Annotated in this window: 15 protein-coding genes; 8 read left to right on the forward strand and 7 right to left on the reverse strand. The window is 72.7% G+C overall.

Annotated elements, in window-relative coordinates; all coding sequences use genetic code 11:
• Positions 1-110: 110 nt before the first annotated feature.
• The 8 genes from ACTWPW_RS45090 to ACTWPW_RS45125 all read left to right on the forward strand — a co-directional run bounded on the left by ACTWPW_RS45090 (position 111) and on the right by ACTWPW_RS45125 (position 8,360).
• A complete protein-coding gene (locus ACTWPW_RS45090; RefSeq protein ID WP_443172333.1) occupies positions 111-1,634 on the forward strand; it encodes an ABC transporter substrate-binding protein in 1,524 nt (507 codons plus the stop codon).
• On the forward strand, positions 1,631-2,560 hold the full coding sequence (locus ACTWPW_RS45095; RefSeq protein WP_375112693.1) for an ABC transporter permease: 930 nt from the start codon (positions 1,631-1,633) through the stop codon (positions 2,558-2,560). Before ACTWPW_RS45090 ends, ACTWPW_RS45095 begins: the two co-directional genes overlap by 4 nt.
• Positions 2,557-3,342 carry an ABC transporter permease gene (locus ACTWPW_RS45100; protein ID WP_443172334.1) on the forward strand — a complete coding sequence of 262 codons (786 nt, stop codon included), beginning with the start codon at positions 2,557-2,559 and terminating at the stop codon, positions 3,340-3,342. The genes ACTWPW_RS45095 and ACTWPW_RS45100 overlap by 4 nt, the downstream gene beginning before the upstream one ends.
• Before the next feature lie 80 nt (positions 3,343-3,422).
• Positions 3,423-5,189, forward strand: coding sequence for an ABC transporter ATP-binding protein (locus ACTWPW_RS45105; RefSeq protein ID WP_443172335.1), 1,767 nt, complete (start codon positions 3,423-3,425; stop codon positions 5,187-5,189).
• Complete coding sequence (locus tag ACTWPW_RS45110; protein ID WP_443172336.1) at positions 5,189-6,946, forward strand: ABC transporter ATP-binding protein; 1,758 nt, start codon at positions 5,189-5,191, stop codon at positions 6,944-6,946. Before ACTWPW_RS45105 ends, ACTWPW_RS45110 begins: the two co-directional genes overlap by 1 nt.
• The gene (locus ACTWPW_RS45115; RefSeq protein ID WP_443172337.1) at positions 6,943-7,170 is read left to right on the forward strand and encodes an MptD family putative ECF transporter S component; all 228 of its coding nucleotides are present in this window, start codon (positions 6,943-6,945) and stop codon (positions 7,168-7,170) included. The genes ACTWPW_RS45110 and ACTWPW_RS45115 overlap by 4 nt, the downstream gene beginning before the upstream one ends.
• Entirely contained in the window at positions 7,167-7,292 is a 126-nt protein-coding gene (locus tag ACTWPW_RS45120) for a hypothetical protein (protein WP_375112699.1), read from the forward strand. The genes ACTWPW_RS45115 and ACTWPW_RS45120 overlap by 4 nt, the downstream gene beginning before the upstream one ends.
• A 78-nt stretch (positions 7,293-7,370) precedes the next feature.
• Complete coding sequence (locus ACTWPW_RS45125) at positions 7,371-8,360, forward strand: LacI family DNA-binding transcriptional regulator (RefSeq protein ID WP_443172338.1); 990 nt, start codon at positions 7,371-7,373, stop codon at positions 8,358-8,360.
• A gap of 53 nt (positions 8,361-8,413) precedes the next feature.
• Here the strand turns inward: ACTWPW_RS45125 and ACTWPW_RS45130 are convergent, their stop codons facing one another.
• From ACTWPW_RS45130 to ACTWPW_RS45160, 7 genes are all read right to left on the reverse strand, one after another.
• Entirely contained in the window at positions 8,414-8,761 is a 348-nt protein-coding gene (locus tag ACTWPW_RS45130) for a YciI family protein (RefSeq protein WP_443172339.1), read from the reverse strand.
• An 82-nt stretch (positions 8,762-8,843) separates the two neighbouring features.
• Entirely contained in the window at positions 8,844-10,559 is a 1,716-nt protein-coding gene (locus ACTWPW_RS45135) for a GMC oxidoreductase (RefSeq protein WP_443172340.1), read from the reverse strand.
• 167 nt (positions 10,560-10,726) lie between these two features.
• On the reverse strand, positions 10,727-12,820 hold the full coding sequence (locus ACTWPW_RS45140) for a hypothetical protein (protein ID WP_443172341.1): 2,094 nt from the start codon (positions 12,818-12,820) through the stop codon (positions 10,727-10,729).
• Positions 12,817-15,216, reverse strand: a complete 2,400-nt coding sequence (locus tag ACTWPW_RS45145) for a glycoside hydrolase family 2 TIM barrel-domain containing protein (protein WP_443172342.1) — start codon at positions 15,214-15,216, stop codon at positions 12,817-12,819. Before ACTWPW_RS45145 ends, ACTWPW_RS45140 begins: the two co-directional genes overlap by 4 nt.
• A gap of 56 nt (positions 15,217-15,272) precedes the next feature.
• Complete coding sequence (locus ACTWPW_RS45150; protein ID WP_443172343.1) at positions 15,273-16,463, reverse strand: MFS transporter; 1,191 nt, start codon at positions 16,461-16,463, stop codon at positions 15,273-15,275.
• A 30-nt stretch (positions 16,464-16,493) separates the two neighbouring features.
• Positions 16,494-17,552, reverse strand: a complete 1,059-nt coding sequence (locus ACTWPW_RS45155) for a family 43 glycosylhydrolase (protein ID WP_443172344.1) — start codon at positions 17,550-17,552, stop codon at positions 16,494-16,496.
• A gap of 192 nt (positions 17,553-17,744) precedes the next feature.
• The coding region (locus ACTWPW_RS45160; protein ID WP_443172345.1) for an MFS transporter at positions 17,745-18,880 on the reverse strand (1,136 nt) is incomplete at its 5' end.

Consider the following 18,880-nt stretch of genomic DNA (forward strand, 5'->3'; position numbering starts at 1 on the left):
ACGGGCGGCCGCCGCGAGAGCGGCCGCGGCGTGAATACGGTTATCGTTTGCTTGCCAGGTCACCACCTCTGCGGGAGATCACAGTGCGAAGACGAGCCACGATCATGTTGATGGCGCTCCTGGGAATGACCCTCGCCGGGTGCGGCGGTCAGGCGCCCGGCGCCGGCGAGGACGGGACGCAGCTCCCCTTGGCGGCCCCGCGCGACCTCGTCGCCGGTCCCGCGGATCCCTACTACACCCACCAGACGTTACGGGTGTGGGAGCCGCTGGTGACGGTGGACGACCGGCTGCGGCCCGTCCCGGCGCTGGCGGCCTCGTGGGCGGTCGCGGACGGCGGGCGGCGCTGGACGTTCACGCTGCGCGAGGGCGTGCGGTTCAGCGACGGCACACCGCTGACCGCCGAGGCGGCGGTGGCCAACGTCGAGCGGTTCCTGCGGATCGCGCCCCGCCAGTCGGCCTTCTTCAGCCTCGACGCCGGGATGGAGGCGGCGTACGGCAAGGTGGCGGACGTCCGCGCCGTGGGCGGCAAGGTGGTGTTCGACCTGAAGGAGGCCGTGGCCGACCTGCCGGGCAGGCTGGCGGGCTTCTACAGCATGATCCAGTCGCCGAAGGCGTTCGCCGCCTCGGGGGACTTCACCGGCAAGCCCGTGGGCACGGGGCCGTACACGCTGGTGGAGTGGGCCAAGGGGCAGCGGGCCGTGCTCGCCGCCAACCCGCACTACTACGGCGCCGCCCCCGCCTACGACAAGATCGTGGTCAGGGTGATCCCCGACGCCAACGCCCGGGTCGCCGCGTTACGGGCCGGAGAGGTCGACGGGCTGATCGACAAGGGCGCGCTGCTGCCGGGCCAGGTCGCCGCGGTCGCCGGTGACGGCGGCTTCCGAGTCGTCCGCAGCCCCTCGGTGCTGACGCACTACCTGACGTTCAACGCCTCGCGGAAGCCGTTCTCCGACGCCCGCCTGCGCGAGGCGGCCGACCTGGCCGTCGACCGGCGGGCCATCGCCGCCAAGCTGCTGGCGGGCACCGCCGAGGCGGGTGCCGGGTTCCTGTCGCCGGCCTTCGGCGACCTCGCCGACCCCGGCATCACGGCGGCTCATGATCCCGGCAGGGCGCGCGAGCTGGTGGCCGCGGCGGGGCCGCCGGCCGGGCCCGTGACCATCCTGATCTCGTCGGCCGAGACCGGCCAGTTCCCCTACACCGACATCGCCGAGGTGCTGCGCGTCTCCCTGGAGCAGGTGGGCCTGCCCGCGAAGGTGACCGTGGCGGAGGCCACCAAGTCCGTGATGGAGGCCGGGGACTACGACCTCTTCCTCAGCGCGTACAGCGTGCCCAACGGCGACGCCGACTACCTGTTCCGCCGGTTCCTGCGCTCGGACGCGTCCTGGAACGTCGAACGCCGGCTCGGCTACCGCAACGCCCGGTTCGACGAGCTGGTCGACCAGGCCGCGGCACTGACGGACCCGGCCGCGCGTCGCGAGCTGTACCACCGGATCCAGCGGCTGCTGGCCACCGACCGCCCGATGATCGCGCTGGCCTACCAGGACAATCCCATCGTGACGACCACCGAGGTCAGCGCGGTGACGCAGAACGTCGCCTACATCGTCGACCTGGGCAAACTGGCGCCCCGGAAGTGACGGCCATCCTCCTGCGGCGCGGCGCGGAGCTGCTGCTCGTGCTCCTGGCGCTGTCGGTGCTGGTCTTCCTGCTGACCTCGCTCGCGCCGGGCGACCCGGCCGAGGAGATCCTGCGCCGCGGCGGCATCCAGCCGACGGCGGCCGGCGTCGCGGCGCTGCGCGCCGAACTCGGCCTCGACCAGCCGCTGTTCAGCCAGTACCTGCGGTGGTTGCGCGACGTGCTGCGCGGCGACCTCGGCCGCTCCTACGCAGACCGGTCGCCGGTGGCGGCCGAGATCCTCTCGCGGATCCCGGCGACACTCCGGCTGGCGGCCGCCGCGGCGGCGGTCGCGGTCGGGCTCGCGGTGCTCGCCGCGCTCAGGGGCGCGTTCCGGCCGCGGGCGCTCGACGGCCGCGCCCTCGCGCTCGTGACGGTGGCGATCGCCGGCATCCCTCCCTACATCGTGGGGATCCTGCTGATCAGCGTGGTGGCGGTGGGTTTGCGCGCCCTTCCCACGGGCGGCGACGGAGGTCCCGGCGCGGTGGTGCTGCCCGCGCTCACCCTCGGCCTGGCCGGGGCCGCGACCCTGCTGCGACTGCTCCGGGCCGACCTGGCGCGGGCCCTGCGGCTGCCGTTCGTCAAGCTCGCCGCCGTCAAGGGGCTGCCGCGCCGGCGTACGGTCGCCGTCCATGCCCTGCGCGTGGCCGCGCCGAACGCGATCACGGCCGGGAGCCTGGTGCTGGCGGAGCTGCTGGCCGGGGCGGTGGTGGTGGAGACGCTGTTCGCCTGGCCCGGCGTGGGGCAGCTCGCCGTGACGGCGATCCGGCAGCGGGACCTGCCCGTCGTGCAGGCGTACGTGCTGGTCATCGGGGTGGCGACGGTCCTGCTCCTGGCGCTGACCGAGCTGTGCCTGGCGGCCCTCGACCCGCGGCTGCGCCGCCGATGAGGGGCCGCGCCGGGGCTGCCCTGTTCGTGCTGGTCGTGCTGTTCTGCCTGCTCACGCCGATGCTGACCGGGTACGACCCGAGCCGGCCCGATCTGGGGCGGGCCCTGCTGCCGCCCGGTCCCGGGCACTGGCTCGGCACCGACCAGCTCGGCCGGGACCTCCTCACCAGAACGGCCACGGCCGGCCGCACCTCCCTGCTGGTGGCGTTCGCCATCACCGCGGTCACCACGGCGCTGGGCACGATCGCCGGCACCGCGGCCGGGCTGGCCGGCGGGCTGTCCGACCGGCTGCTGCGCCTCGCCGCGACCGTCGCGCTCGCCCTGCCCGGGCTCACGCTCGCGCTCGCGCTGGCGGGCGTCCTGCGGCCCGGGTACCTGACCGTCCTGATCGCCCTCGTGCCGCTCGGCTGGGTGAGCTGCGGCCTGGTCGCCCATACGGCGACCCGGCAAGTGGCCTCCGCCGACCACGTCGTGGCCGTACGAGCCATCGGCGCGTCCCCGTTCTACCTGCTGCGGCGCACCATCGGACCGTACGTCGCCGGCCCCGTGCTGACCGTCGCCACCGCGGACCTCGCGCGCACGCTGATCGCCGTCACCTCGCTCAGCTTCCTCGGCATCGGGCTGCCCCCTCCCGACACCGACTGGGGCGGCATGGTGAGCGAGGCCACCCCGCTGCTGGTCGCCGCGCCGCGTCTCGCGGTCGTGCCCGCCGTCGCCCTCGCCGTCACGGGACTGGCCGTCGCCCTCGTGGCGGACGCCCGCCGCGAACTGTCGGCGTTGTAATGGGTTACGCAATCCATTGATAATGATTATCATTTGCCGGGCCTGACGAAATCTGGAAGCTTCGCTGCGAAGGGTGACGCATGTCCGCTCCTACGGTCCCATCGGCGCGCGAGGCGCCTTCGGTGCTGGCTCCGGCCCGCGCCACCCTGATCGGCTGTGGTGTCCTGACCGGGATCAGCGCGCTCGCCGGGATGGCGCCGCTGATCGCCGTCGTCGAGATCAGCCGGCGGCTGCTGCACGGGGACACGGACGTGTGGCCGATCATCGTCGTGGCGCTCGTGGCCCTGGCCGTCAAGCAGTTCGGCACCTTCGGCGCGGGGGTGCTGACGCATCTGGCCGACATTCGGGTGTCGTTCAGGATCCGCCGGGAGCTCCTCGGCAAGCTGCGCCGGCTGCCCCTCGGCTGGTTCACCGACCGCAACTCGGGGATCGTGAAGAAGACGGTCGAGGACGACGTCGCCGCGCTGCACCAGCTCATCGCCCACTCCGTGGTGGAGGTCACGGCCGCCGCCGTCCCCGTGGCGGTCTCGATCGTCTATCTGCTCGCCGTGGACTGGCGGATGGCGCTGGTCAGCCTGCTTCCGCTGGTCGTCGGGCTGATCGTGTACCAGCGGGCGATGGCCGGCGCGGGCACGAAATATCCGGAGTTCATGGCGTGGCTGACCCGGCTGAGCGGTGCCGCCGTCGAGTTCGTCAACGGCATCGGGGTGGTCAAGGCCTTCGGCACGCCGGGGGTGGCCGGCCGCCGGTTCCAGGAGGTGTCCCGGAGTTTCGCCCGCTTCTTCCTGGACTGGGCGAGATCGACCACCAGGGCCTCGGTCCTCGCCGAGATCCTGCTGTCGCCGCCGAGCGTGCTCGTCGTCATGACCGCGGTGGGAGGCGCGCTCACCGCGTCGGGGCAGCTGCCGCTGACCAGCCTGATCGCGTTCCTGGTGGTCGGAACCGTCACCACCGCGGGGCTGATGACGGTCATGATGTCGATCCATCCGCTGGTCACGGCGCTCAGCGTGGCGCGCGGCATCCGCGAGGTGCTCGCCACCCCGGAGTTGCCGGTCCCGGCGAACCCGGTCGTGCCCGACCCCCGCACTCCCGGTCCGGTGGTCCGCCTGCGCGGGGTGCGGTTCGCCTACGGCGACACGGTCGCGCTCGACGGCGTCGATCTCGAGCTGGCGCGGGGCACGGTCACCGCGCTGGTCGGCCCGTCCGGGTCCGGCAAGTCCACGCTGGCCAAGCTGCTGCCCCGCTTCGACGACCCGCAGCAGGGCTCCGTGCGGCTGTACGGCGTCGACCTGCGTAACATCGACCCCGCCGAGCTGTACCGGCACGTGGCCTTCGTCTTCCAGGATCCGGCCCTGCTGCGCATGAGCATCCGCGACAACATCCGCCTGGCCCGCCCCGACGCCGATGACGAGGCCGTGCGCGCCGCGGCGGCCAAGGCGCAGATCCTGGACCGCCTCGACGAGTTGCCGCGCGGGCTGGACTCGGTGGCGGGCGAGGACGCGGAGCTGTCCGGAGGTGAGCGGCAGCGGGTGTGCGTCGCGCGGGCGATCCTGGCCGACCGGCCGGTGCTGGTGCTCGACGAGGCGACCGCGAGCGCCGATCCGGAGAACGAGGCCCGCATCCAGGACGCGCTCAGCGAGGTCGCGCGCGGCCGTACCGTGCTGGTCATCGCGCACCGGCTGAGCACCGTCCGCGGCGCGGACCGGATCGTCGTCCTCGACGCGGGCCGCCTGGTCGAGCAGGGCCGCCACGAGGAGCTGCTCGCCCGCCAAGGCCTGTACGCGCGGCTGTGGCAGCACGACCAGCGCGCCCGCGAGGACACCACGCAGAGGCTGGAGGCCCGCTGATGATCGCGATGATCCGCTACCTGTCCGAGCTGCTCGACGAGCGCCGTCGCCGGCACCTGCGCGTCATGCTCGCGGCCCAGGCGGCGCAGGGCGTCCTGCAGGGGCTGGGCTACCTGTTCGTGGCCCCGCTCGTGGCGGCCCTCACCAGCCCGCCGGTCGACTGGGGCCGCTTCTGGACGTGGGCGGGGGCCATCGCCGTCGCGGTCGCCGCCCACCACGCGCTGCTCGCGTGGAGCACGTCCCTGGGGTACGTCGTCGGCACCGACGTGCTGACCGGCTTCCATGAGCGCATCGGCAACCACCTCGCCGCGCTGCCGATCGGCTGGTTCCGCGGCGACCGTACCGGGCCGATCGGGCGCATGCTCGGCAAGGGCACCATGGACGTCGCCAACATCCCCGCCCACCTGCTGCGCCACGTCGTCGTCGGCGTCACCGCACCCGCAACCATGATCGCCGGCAGCTTCCTGCTCGACTGGCGGATCGGCCTGGCCTTCACCGCCGGCGCGGCGCTGTGCGCGCTCGCCCTGCGGCTGCTCATGGTGATCGTGCGGCGCAACGACGACGACTACGAGCACGACATCGGCGTCAGCGCCTCGCGCATCGTCGAGTACGCCCGCCGGCAGCCGACCCTGCGCGCCTACGGCGTGCTGGACCGGCCGGAGCTCGGCACGCTGGAGGAGGCCCTGGTCCGCCAGCAGGGCTCGCAGTCGCGGCTGACGATCCGCGGGGCGTGGGGGCTCATCGCGTTCTTCGGCACCCTGCAACTGGTGGTCACGGCCGTCATCGCGCTCACGGTCGTCCTCACCCTCCAGGGCACCATGACCGTCGCGGTCATGATCGGCCTGATGATCCTGACGCTGCGCATGCTCGACCCGATCTCGCAACTCGGCGAGCTCGCCGGCACCGTGCAGGTCAACGCGGACGCCATCGGCAGGGTACGGGCGCTGCTGGCGGTGCCGCCGCTGCCCGAACCGGCCGAGCCGGCCGAACCCGCCGGCATCGACATCGAGCTGTCCGGGGTGCGCTTCGGCTACGACGACGGCCCCGCCGTCCTCCACGGGATCGACGTCACGATCCCCGCCGGCAGCTTCACGGCCGTCGTGGGCCCGTCCGGCTCCGGCAAGAGCACGCTGCTCAAACTCATCGGCCGCTTCTTCGACGTCGGCGAGGGCTCGATCCGCATCGGCGGCCGCGACGTGCGCGAGCTCGGCAGCGCCGGTGTCTCCCGGCTGACCGCCCAGGTCTTCCAGGACGTCTACCTGTTCGAGGGCACCATCGCCGACAACCTGCGCATGGCCGCCCCCGACGCGAGCGACGCCGACCTGGACCGGGTGGCCCGCGTCGCCCGCCTCGACGAGGTCGTCGAACGCCTCCCGGACGGCTGGCACACCCGCGTCGGCGAGGCCGGCTCCACCCTGTCAGGCGGGGAGAAACAGCGCGTCTCGATCGCCCGCGCCCTGCTCAAGGACGCCCCCATCGTGCTGCTCGACGAGGCCACCGCCGCGCTCGACCCGGCCAACGAGGCCGCCGTCGCCGACGCCATCGCCGAGCTGGCCCGCGACCGCACCGTCATCGTCGTCGCCCACCGCCTGTCCACCGTGGTCGCCGCCGACCGCATCCTCGTCCTCGGCCGGGGCCGGATCACCGAACACGGCGACCACGACGCCCTGCTCGCCGCCGCCGGCACGTACGCACGCTTCTGGACCGAGCGCGTCCGCGCCAGCGGCTGGCAACTCCGCCGAAAGGGAACCCCATGACCACCGCCGCCCCCGCCGAGCGCCGCCTCGACCTGCGCATGAGCCCGAAAGACCTCGTCAACATCGGCGTCTTCGGCGCCCTCTACCTCGTCATCGTGTACGCGCTCAGCATGCTCGGCTTCATCAACCCGCCCGTCATGCTCGTGGCCCTGGCCGCGAGCATCGTGGCCGGCGGCATCCCCTTCACCCTGTTCCTCACCCGTGTTCCCACAGCTCTGTGGTGACCCGCTCCTCGTCCGGGCAGGTCACCGGGCCCTGGAGGCAGGAGGGGCAGGCGGTGTGGTCCGCGGACGGCGGGCACGGCATGGTCGCGCGGCTCGGCGACGGGACGCTCGCGTCGGACTGACCACCGATTACGCGCGTTAGCGAACAGGTCCTACCATGGGTCTGAGTTCGGCACCCGTGCGATCGATGAGAGGACCGCATGCCCGTCAAGCGGATCACCAGTTCCGACGTCGCCCGGGCCGCCGGCGTCTCCCGCGCGACCGTGAGCTTCGTGCTCAACGACAAGCCCGGGATGCGCATCACCGAGGAGACCCGGCGCCGCGTCCTGGAGGCCGCCCGCGACCTGGACTACCGCCCGCACGCCTCCGCCCGCTCCCTGGCCGCCGGGCGCAGCGACGTCGTCCTCCTGGCCATCCCCGACCTGCCCATCGGCGCGGGCATCAGCCGCTTCGTCGAAGAGCTCGCCACCGCGCTGGCTGCGTACGGCCTGACGCTCGTCACCCACCTCGCCGCGGCGCACGGCCGGCCGCTGCCCGACGTGTGCGCGGCCGTCGACGCCTCCGTGGTCGTCGGCTTCTCGTCCTTCGACCAGGACACCGTCCAGGCCCTGCGCCGCGCCGGCGCCGATCTCGTGCTGCCCACCGACACCGAGGGTGCCGCCCCGATGTGGCACGTCGGCCGCCTGCAGGCCGAACACCTCATCAGCCGCGGCCACCGGCGCCTGGGCTACGCCCTGCCCGGCCATCCCGCCTTCCGGCACATGGCCGGCGAACGCCTGCAAGGCGCCACCGACGCTTGCGCGAAGGCCGGGCTCGAGCCTCCCGTGACGCTGACCGTGCATCTGGAGGTCGCCAGCGCCGCGCAGGCCATCACCGGCTGGCGTGAACAGGCGGTGACCGGCGTATGCGCCTTCAACGACGAGACCGCGCTGGCCGTGCTCGCGGGCCTGCACGAACACGGGCTCACCATCCCCGGCGACATGGCCGTCGTGGGAGCCGACGACATCCCCACCGCCCGCCTGGCGGCTCCGCCGCTCACCACCGTCTGCTGGGACCTGCACGACGTGGCCCGGCACCGGGCCGAGACGATCGTCACCAGCCTGGCCGGCGGCGGCCAGGCCGCCCAGCACCCCGGCGTCTCGGCCGACGCCTCGACCAATCCCCACGTCCTCCAGCGCTCATCCACCTGAGCACCGAGACACCCGCGACGGACACGCGCCGGAGAACCGCAGGGGCCGCCCGGTCAGGACGGCGCATCCCAGACGGGGCGGATCTCGATGCCCGCGCCCAAGGGGCAGTGACGGGCGATCTCCTCGGCCTCGTCCAGGTCCGCGCATTCCATGAGGTAGAAACCGGCCAGGTCCTGCCTCAGCGTCACAAAGGGTCCGTCGGCCGAGACCGGGCGCTGCTCGGACGGGCGCAGCGATCTGGCCTCCTTCGCCGGCTTCAGGGCCTCCCCCGAGAACGCGATGCCCTGTTTCTGCAGGTACTGAGCGAAAGCCGCGTGCTCGGCCAGCGCCGCTCCCATCTCTTCCTCCGAGACGGAGTCCCAGTAGTTCTCGGGGTCGAAGAGCAGTAGTGCGAATTTCATCGGCAACCTCCTTCTTCTCTCAACGACGAATGAGCGTGACGCAAATGGACACTCGGCGGGCACTTTCCGTGGAAGTGGTCGGTCAGCCGGCGGCCGCCGCGTGGGTGGCGGTGCGCCAGGCGAGGGCCATGATGGTCAGGACGGGGTTGGCGCCGCCGTTGGTGACGTGGAGGCTGGCGTCGGCGACGTGGACGCGGTCGGTTCCCCAGAGCTTGCCGTGGGGGTCGGTGGCGCCGTATCGGGGCGAGTCGGACATGCGTGCGGTGCCGGCCTGGTGCTGGCCGCCGGACAGCCCGCGGTGCGGCGCGCCCGTCCGCCAGGTGCGGATGGCGCCGGACGCGCGCAGCCACTCCTCGGCGCGGTCGGACAGGAAGGCGCAGGTGCGCAGGTCCTCGGCGTGCTGGAGGCCCTCGAGGCGGGCGACGGGGAGCCCGAGGTGGTCGGTGACGGTGGTGGCGAGCCGGACGCGTGCCTCGCGGGTCGGTATCTCCTGGACCGGGCCCTGGATGGTGACGGTGCGCCGGTAGCCGTCGGCCAGGGCGCGGCGCGCGTCGGGCCCGGCGCGGTCGGCGTCCGGGGGCAGGCCCAGGGCGTAGTGCATGGTGGGGATCTTGATGAAGTCGTGGCCGAGCAGGCCGCCGCCGACGATGCCGTCGTTGCCGTGGGAGAAGTGCCGGGTCGCGACGGAGGGCCCGGGACCGAGGTCGTCGTGGACGTCCTGGTCGAACAGGCCGAACACGTTGGCGTACAGGTGGCCTTGGAGGCAGTCGCCGACCCAGTCGTTGCCCAGGCCGCTGAGCCGGAGCAGCCGGGGTGTCTCGACCGCGCCGCCGGCCAGGACGATCCGTCCGGCGTGGATGGTCCGCGCGGTGCCGCCGGCGGCGATCTCGACGTCGCCGTCGTCGGAGATCCGGGTGACCTGTGCCTGACTGATCAGGTGGGTTCCCAGGTCGAGCGCGCGGGGCAGGACGGTGCTGTGGGTGCCGTTGCGGGCGTCGACGGGGCAGGCGAAGCCGACGCACTGCCCGCAGCGGATGCACGCGGCCCGGCCATTTCGGGGCTCGGTGTTCAGCAGCAGCGGGACCGCTCCGGTGGGCCAGCCGAGTGCTTCGGCTCCGGCCTGGAGCACGGCGGCCTCGGCGGTCGGCCGGAACGGGGCCATCGGGTAGTCGCGTCGGCGGGGCCCCTCTTCGGGGTGGGGGCGGCCGGCCACGCCGAGCTCCCATTCGACCTGGTCGTAGAACGGTTCGAGGTCGTCGTAGGTGATCGGCCAGTCGGCCAGCGCCGAGCCTTCGGGGACGCCGTACAGCGAGGCCATCCGGAAGTCGTCGGGCAGGAACCGCCAGGCCTGCGCGCCGAAGAACCGGGTGCCGCCGCCCACGGTGATCGCGTTGTGGTGGTAGCGCGGGTCGTCGTACTCGACGGCGACCTCGCCGTCGTCGCCGGGCACGGCCCGTGGGTGCCCGGGAGGTGTGTCGAGGTCGCCGCCGGAGAAGAAGCGGTGGTTGCGCACGTGGTCGGCCGCCAGGTCGCGGGCGCCGAACCACGAGCCGCGCTCCACCACCAGGACCGACGCCCCGCTGCGGGCCAGCACGAACGCGGCGACGCCGCCACCGGCTCCGCTGCCCACCACGATCGCGTCGTAGCGGTCGCGCAGGTCCCGCAGCGCGCGTGCCGGGGGGCGTTGCGCCAAGGGCACGTCGGCGGGCGGGCGGCCGGCCGGGTAGGGGTCGAAGCCGATCTCTTCCCAGGCGCCGGAGCCGGGGTCGGCGTAGAAGTCCAGGGGCGAGCGGGACATCGAAGGCGCCTTTCGTCAGAGGGTCGCTGATACGTCGGAGGGCGGCGGGCGCGCCGCGGCACCCGCGTCCTGGGAGCGTGCGGTCCTAGGCGCCAGGTGGTCAAGCCGCGGAAGCCGCCCGGCCGGGCGTACGGCCCGGATCCCGCTCATCGGGACCGGCGGCGCGGTCATGGCCACACCTGGAAACCCTCGTGCCGGACGGTCCAGCTCCCGTCGCGGGGGAAACCCGGACAGTCGGTGTCCGCGCCGTCCCAGCCGGCGGTCATGAGGGAGACGGCGGTGAGGAGGGCGCCGTTGGCGGGCAGGTAGAGGGGCAGGATGCTGCCGATCTGCGGGCTGTGGCCGGTGGCGAGGCACCGGTTCTTGGCGGTGCCGGTGAGGAGGGCGTCCACGGCGAGGTCGGGGCGGCCCAGGCGGGTGGCGGTCATGGCCATGACGGGGAAGTCCCAGCCCCATGCCGAGTTCCAGTCCCAGTGGTCGCGGACGTCGAGGAGGGTGGCCTCCATGACGGCGGGGTCGATGAGCGGGGTGGCCGGGACGACGCCGAGCGCGCACAGCATCGAGGGGTGGTCGTCGCGGCGCAGGTACGGCTCCGTGGCGATGGCGGAGTAGCGGCCGTCGCGCTGGTGCGGCCGGGCCAGGTTGTCCTGGATGCGCCGCCAGTCCTCGTTCCGCTCGCGGCCGAGCCGGTCCCGCCAGCGCTGCGCGATCTCCAGGCCCCACCACCAGTACGCGAGCTCGAACGTGGGGTCCTCGGTGCTGCGGGCGTCGTAGAACTCCTGGGCGGGCACGAGCAGGGCGGGCAGGTGGAAGGTCCCGTGGCGTTCCTCGACGAAGGAGGCCATGAACGCCGCCGTCTCCTCGACCAGTTCGGCGAACCGCGCCACCAGCGAGGTCCTGCCGCAGCGATGCAGCAGTTCGAGGAGGTAGAGGAGGTGGGGCTGCTGCCAGATGAGCAGGGAGCCGATGTCGGACGGGCTCTCGCGGCCGTCCGGGCCGACGTGCTTGGGCCAGCGGGCACCCTCGTAGCGCTGGCGGCGCGCGGTCCCCCGGGCGACGTCGAGGATGGACAGGTACCAGCCGAGGCTGCGTTCCAGCAACTCGGGGCGGCCCCAGGCGGCGAAGTGGGCGGCGTGCCAGAAGTGCATCTCCAAGTGGAACTTGCCCTGCCACGAGTTGGTGATCAACCCGGTCTCCTGGGGCGGCATGCTGCCGGAGCAGTTGACCGCGGTCAGGTACTGCGACAGCACGACGCGGCGCTCCAGCTCGGCCGCGCGCGGATCGGTGCTCCCGGCGAAGTCGACGGCGGCGCCGGAGGTCCAGAACTCGCGCCACCAGGAGATCGCGGCGCCCTCGATCGTGGTGAACTCCCCGCGCCCGAGCACGCCGCCCGGAGCGAAGGTGGCCACGAGCTCCAGCACGCCGGCCGAGGTGGTCAGCTCGAACGTGTGCGGCTCGGCGGTGGCGTTGACCTCCCCCTCCGACCAGTCCAGGCGCGTGGCGTAGGTGGTGTCGTCGAGGATGCGGCCGAAGCGGCAGGCGTGCTCGTCCAGCGGGCGCAGCGTGGTGGTGTGCCGGTCCGGCGCGCTCCAGTCGGAGGTGTCGAAGAAGCCGTCGCTCGCGTACGGGAAGCGCACGGCGACGGCGGCCCGGCCGGTGGCCAGCAGGTCCGACTCGACGCGGAACGCGACCCGCGCATGCCGGGGGTCGGCCACGGTGGTGACCCGGACCTCGTGCCCCGCGTAGGTGAAGACGCTGGTGAGGGTGCCCGTCCACAGGTCGAGACGCTGGCGCGGGTCGACGAGCGCGGCAGGGTCGCTCTCCGCCGGCGCTCCCGGCTCGGGCCGGAGGACGAGCCCGATGCGGCCCAGGTCGAGCCGGTGCGGGTTGACGTGCAGCCAGGTCCCGGCGCGCAGTTCGCGGGCGACCTCGCCGCCGCCCATCGTCGCGGCCATGTCGAACCTGTCCGGGTACGGGACCGGCCCGCGGGAGGTCTCATACGTCGACATGGCGTCGGCGAGCACGAACCCCTCGGGGTTGGGCATCGCGTGCCAGCCCCAGGTCGACATGGTCGCGGTGTTCACCGCGAGCCGCCCTTGGGCGCGGGCGGCGGCCTGGTCGTGGAAGGCGGCGAAGGTCTGCATGCCGGTGATGTCGGCGGTGTAGGCGAAGTCGCCGTTGCCGACGGTGAGCACCGTCGCCGGGTCGGGCCGGGTGATCTCCACGGTGTGGCGGCGGACCAGGGTTTCGCGGTCGATCATGCGTGCTGTTCCCGGACATCGATGACGATCTCGGCCGGGGCGCAGTCCGGGGCGGTGGCGAGCAGCCGGATCTTGCCGGGGCCGGTGGGACGGATGACGGCCAGGGCCCGGCCGTCATAGGTGCGGCGTTCGGTCGCGTCGAAACGTTCCTCGGTGGCCGGATCGGCGCTGCCGAAGCCGAGCAGCACGCCGGCGCCCGAGACCTCCACCCGTACCGGCCGGTCGGCCGAGGTGTAGGGCGTTCCGCCGGAGTCGGTGAGGGTGAGGCCGATGTAGGCGAGGTCGCCGCCGGTCGCGGTGATGACGGACCGGTCGGCCTCGGCGCGCAGCGACGCCGGCCCGGTCGCGGAGCGGAGCAGGTCGCGGCCGGTCTCCGCGCCGTCGCGGTAGGCGACGGCGAGCAGTTCGCCCGGCTCGTACGTCGTCTCGAAGGCGACGCGGAAGCGGTCCACCGGCTGCCGGCCGAGGGAGCGGCCGTCGAGGAGGAGCTCGATCTCGTCGGCGTCGGCGTAGACCTCGACGGTGACGGGTGCGCCCTCGTGGCCGGGCCAGGTCCAGCTCGCGATCGTGTCGCTCCACGCCCACGGGCTGCCGACGAAGGTCTCGCCGTGGCGCTCGGGCCGCTGGACGGCCAGACAGGGCCGGGTGCGCAGGCCGAAGACGATCTCCCGGTAGTAGGAGGCGGGGCGGCGATGACCGGTGATGTCGATGTCGCCGCACCCGGCCAGCAGGTACGGGTACGGCGCCACGTGCGCGGGGGTGGAGCCGTACTGGGGGCGGCCGATGCCGGCCTCGCCCAGGTAGTCCCACCCCGTCCAGGTGAAGTCGCCGATCACCGTGCTGTGCTGCCGGACCAGGGCCCAGAGGCGGTCGATGCGGGTGGGGAAGGTCTCGGTGCCCAGGATGATCCGGTCCGGGAACTTCTCGCGGTCGAGCGCGTAGCGGCTGTCGGAGTAGTTCATCCCGGCCACGTCCAGCACGCCGTAGGACTCGGCGGTGCGCTCGGTCACCGCGTCGGAGACGGCGACGGCGTTCATCATGTCGCCGGCGTCGGCCATCAACGTGTTGATCCCCGCGCCCTCGGCGGCCTGCCGCCGGAAACGGGCCAGCTCGTCCATGACGGCCAGCATGTTGTTGATCGCGTTGGTGACGTACCGGGTGCCGTCCAGCGCGCGCACCTTCTCGGCCAGCCTGCGGCCCCAGGCGGCGCCTGACGGTGTGCCCGTCTCGGGTATCTCGTTGCCGATCGAATACATGATCACGCTGGGATGGTTGAAGTCCTTGGCGACCATGGCCTCGATGTCGCGTTCCCACCATTCGGGGAAGCTCAGGCTGTAGTCGAACGGGCTCTTGGCCGAGGTCCACATGTCGAACGTCTCGTCCACCACCAGCATGCCGAGGCGGTCACAGGCGTCCAGCATGGCCCGGCTCATCGGGTGATGCGACATGCGGATCGCGTTGAACCCCGCCTCCTTGAGGATCCGCACCCGGCGTTCCTCGGCACGGGCGTGGGTGGCCGCGCCGAGCACGCCGTTGTCATGGTGGACGCACGCGCCGCGCAGCTTGACGCTCTCGCCGTTGAGGCGCAGGCCGTGGTCGGGGTCGAGCCGCAGCGAGCGGACGCCGAACACCACCCGCTCGGAGTCGAGGCCGGCCAGGGTCACCTCGCAGGTGTACAGGGCGGGCGAGTCGGGGCTCCACAGGGCGGGCTCACGCACGTACAGCCGCCGGCGGGCGGTCGCGGACTCGCCCGGCAGCACCGTCACCTTGGAGGTGCCGGTCGCCACCACGGTCCCGGCGGCGTCGCGGATCTCGGTGACGAGGTCGGCGGTGCGGATCTCCGTCGAGTCGTTCACCACGGTCGTGGCGACCTCGGCCACCGCCCGGTCCGCGTCGATGTCCGGCGTGGTGACGCGGACGCCGTCGGGTGCGATCCGGACCGGGCCGCCGACGAGCAGCCAGGTGTCGCGGTAGATCCCGGCTCCGGTGTACCAGCGGGAGTCCTGGTGGGCGCGGGCCTCGACGCGGATCTCGTTGTCCTGCCCGAACCGCAGGAACCGGTCGGCGTCGACGCGGAAGAGCGAGTAACCGTAGGGGCGCTGACCGGCGTAGTCGCCGTTGACGAACACGGCCGCGTCGCGGTAGACGCCCTCGAACTCGACGGCGATCCGCCTCCCCCGGTGCTCCTCGGGGACGAAGAACGTCTTGCGGTACTCGTACACCCCGCCCGGGAAGTACGCGCCGGCGCCCTCCTCGGAGGGCACGCGCGTCTGCTCGATCATGGCGTCGTGCGGCAGCGTCACCTCCCGGTAGGGCACCGAGTGACCGGAGAGTTCGGCGAAGGGGTTGGCCTTCGGCCGTACCTGCCAGTTGTCGTTGAAGGACGTGCGGATCACGCGTGCTCCTCGATGGGTGGAACGTCAGCGGACGGTCTTGATGCGCAGCAGGACGATCAGGCCGCCGGCCACGGTGAACGCGGCGTGTTGGCGAAGCCGTAGATGCCGGTGTAGCGGCCGGCCTCGGTCTCCCGGGCGGGCAGCACGTCCAGCATCAGCGCCTGGTCGACGGCGGAGAACACCCCGATGCCCAGGTTGCCGAGGACGGCGCCGACGATGATCAGCGGGATGCTCGGGGACAGCGCCATGACGACGGCGCCCGTGGCGAAGACGCAGGCGCCGGCGAGCACGAACACGCGCCGGCGGCGCAGCTTGTCGGACAGGAATCCGCCGCCGACGGCACCCGCCATCGCGGCCAGGATGCTGCCGCCCGCGATGCCGGCGACCAGCCCCGACACCTCGTCCACGGTCACGCCCAGGCGGGCGGCCAGGTAGAACGCGGTGAAGGTGGAGCTGAAGGTCAGGCCCGACATGAACAGGAACTTCCCGAGCCAGTTCCAGGCGAAGTCGGGGCTCTGGCGCGGGTCGAAGACGTACGTGCGGGCCAGCGCCGAGACGGTCACCGGGCCGGCGGCGGGCAGCTGACGGCTGTCGGGTTCGTGGACCAGGCAGACGAACAGCGCGGCGCCCACGATGCCGACCGCGCCCGGCACCAGGAACAGCAGGAAGTTGTCGCCGGCCAGGCCCCCGGCCAGGAGCGCCCCGGCCACGGGCGCGAGCTGGGAGACGACCCCGCCGAGAGCCGAGACCCTGCCGCGCTGGGACTCGGGCAGGCGGTCGGCCAGCGAGGCGGTCAGCAGCGTCATCATCGACCCCCAGCCGATCTGCGCCAGGATCCAGCCGAGGGCGAGCACGAGGATGCTCGTGGCCTCGGCCAGCACCAGCAGGGCGATGACGCCGACGACCGTCAGGCCGATCAGGTACGGGCGGCGGCGCCCGAGCCGGCTGCGGGTGCGGTCGCTGAGCATCCCGAACAGCGGAGCCGCCAGCAGGGCGGCGATACCGCCCGCGCCGGTGACGTAGCCGAGATACTCCTCGTTGCCGGGGGCCAGCTGCTCGACCCGGATCGCGAGCGAGATGGCGATGGGGGTGACCAGGGCCATGAACACGCCGAAGTTGGCGAAGGTCACCAGCCAGATGTAGGAGGCAGCGGCCTTCGGCGGTTCGTCCGCTCCGGTTGCGGTCGTCGCGGCTGTTTCGCCGCCGGTCACGGGCACGGGCGGCTGGTCGGCCGGGGTGAACGTCATGAGGGCCTCGCAAGGGGGGTGGGCATGCGGTCAGTCGAAGTCCTCGATGCGCCATTCGTCGCACCAGTCCAGGTACGGCATGTCGCCGTCGAACCGGACCGGCAGCCAGACGTAGTCCGCCACCGAGGTGTCGGGATCCATGAGGCCGGCTCGCAGCCTCGCCTCCGCCTCGGTCGGGGTCCCGGCCGCGGGGGCCGGCGCCGCGAGGTGCTCCAAGGCCTTGGCGGAGACCTCGGCGGGTACGCCGGGCAGCCACCTGTCGGCCAGGGCGATGTAGAGGTCCTTCTTGTGCGGGTGCTTGAAGACCGAGGAGATCTGCGACCGGTACGAGGTGCCGGTCGCATCGCCCGGATGCGGGTTCCCGAGGACCGTCCAGGGGCCGTGGTAACTGTCGGCGACGGCGACCTCGCTCGGGTTCGTGAGGTAGCCCGAGGTGCCCGAGGTGAACAGGTAGTGCTTGGCGCCGCGCCGGAAGTAGGCGGGCGCCTCCCGCACGAACGGCGGATGCGGCCGCGGGAAGTGGGTGGAGTAGTAGCCGCTCACGTCGGTGTAGTCGCCGGTCAGGTCGGCGCAGACGAGCTCGCTGTGGACGCGCTCGAAGTAGTGGTAACCCTTGCCGTCGTGCGGATCCACGACCAGGTCGAAGTCCCCCGCGCTCATCCCCAGCGGCCGCAGGCCGGTGCGCACTATCCGGTACGGCCCCTCGATGGCGTCGGCGACCAGGACCGTGGACTCCTGGAACTCCGGCCCCATGATCTTGAGCCAGCAGACGAACCGCTCGCGGCGCCGGTCGTGGATGATGTGCGGCCGGTCGACCTGCTTGGCCGGGTGCAGCGGGCTGTCGGGATCGTCCGGCCGGGGCGGGATGATGAGGCCGCGGTCCTCCCAGGTGTACAGGTCGCGGGAGGCGTACAGGCGGATGCCCCAGTGCCAGATGCCGCTGCCCGGGAGGGTCTTCTCCTTGTTCTCCCCGTACCAGTAGAACGTACCGTCGGCGTACAGGATGGATCCGCCGTGAGCCTGGATGCGCTCGCCTTTGGTGTCGAGCCAGGGGCGGCCCGGGCGGATGTGCGGGTGGGGGTCGGGCACGTGCCGGTCCTTCCAGCAGATGATCCCGTCGGACGGTGGATCCCCACTTGCGGTGAGGCACGCGGACGGGTGCGGCATAAGCGTTTACACGCGTAACCAACGCGCGTAACCACGTTAACAGCAGGCATCGCGGAGACGGCAAGACGTGGATCCGTAACGAGTCCGCAACAAAGGCCCGCCCGGCTTCGGAATTCACGTGCGAGGGTTCGAGCCGGGCTCCCGGGGCGCTCGCGCGAGAACGTAGACGAACAGGACCGCCATGACGACGGCACCCGCCCACATGGCCTGCTGCCAGCCGACGACGAAGGACTCCTGGGCGGCCCGGGCCAGCTCCCGCGCCTGGGGGCCGAGCCCGTCGGCGGCCGCGAGGGCGTTGACGATGCCCTCGCGGGCGGTGCCGGCGGTCGCGACGGGGACGCCGTCGAGCCGGGCGTCGACGGCGGCGCGGTAGCCGGCGGTCAGCACCGCTCCGAGCAGCGCGACGCCGAGCGAGGTGCCGAACTCCCGGGTGACGTCGTTGAGCGCGGACGCGACACCTTGACGCGCACGCGGCAGGGCGGTGGTGATGGCCTCGGTGGAGGGCGTCATCGTCAGGCCCATGCCGACTCCCATGGCCAGCATGCCGGGGAGGATCGAGAGGTAGCCGCCGTCGACCGAGACGAAGGTCGCCATGAGGACCAGCCCCGCGCCGCCCAGGAGGATCCCCGAGGCCATCGTCGAGCGGCTGCCGATGCGCGCGGCCACCCGCGGGGCGAGGCCGGAGGCGAACATCATCAGCAGCGCCATCGGCATGAGCGCGAGGGTGGAGCGGAGGCCGGACCAGCCCAGCACCGCCTGGAAGTACGGGAAGAGGACCACGAAGATCCCTGCCTGCACGCCGAAGACCGTCAGGAGCGACACCGAACCGCTCGCCAGACCCCGCTCCCGGAACAGGCGCACGTCCAGGAGCGGGGCCGGCCGGCGCAGCTCCCACGCCACGAATCCGGCAGCGGCGACGACGCCGACGAGGAGGCTCAGGAGCGTCGCGGGCGCGGTCCAGCCTCGGTCGGGACCCTCGTGCAGGAAGAGGACGAGCCCGACCACCGCGACCACGGACGACAGCGAGCCGACGGCGTCGAACCCGTGCCCCGCCACCTCGCGCGAGTTCGGGACGGATCGCAGTGCCATGACGACGGCGACGGCGACGAGCGCGACCGGCAGGACGAAGAGCCACCGCCAGGTCGCCAGGTCGACCAGGACGGCCGACAGGTACATCCCCAGGATGCCTCCGCCGCCGGCGACGCCGGTCCACACGCCGATCGCCTTGGAACGTTCCCCGTCCGGGAAGG

It is taken from the genome of Nonomuraea sp. KM90 (assembly GCF_052246675.1).
Classification (GTDB): domain Bacteria; phylum Actinomycetota; class Actinomycetes; order Streptosporangiales; family Streptosporangiaceae; genus Nonomuraea.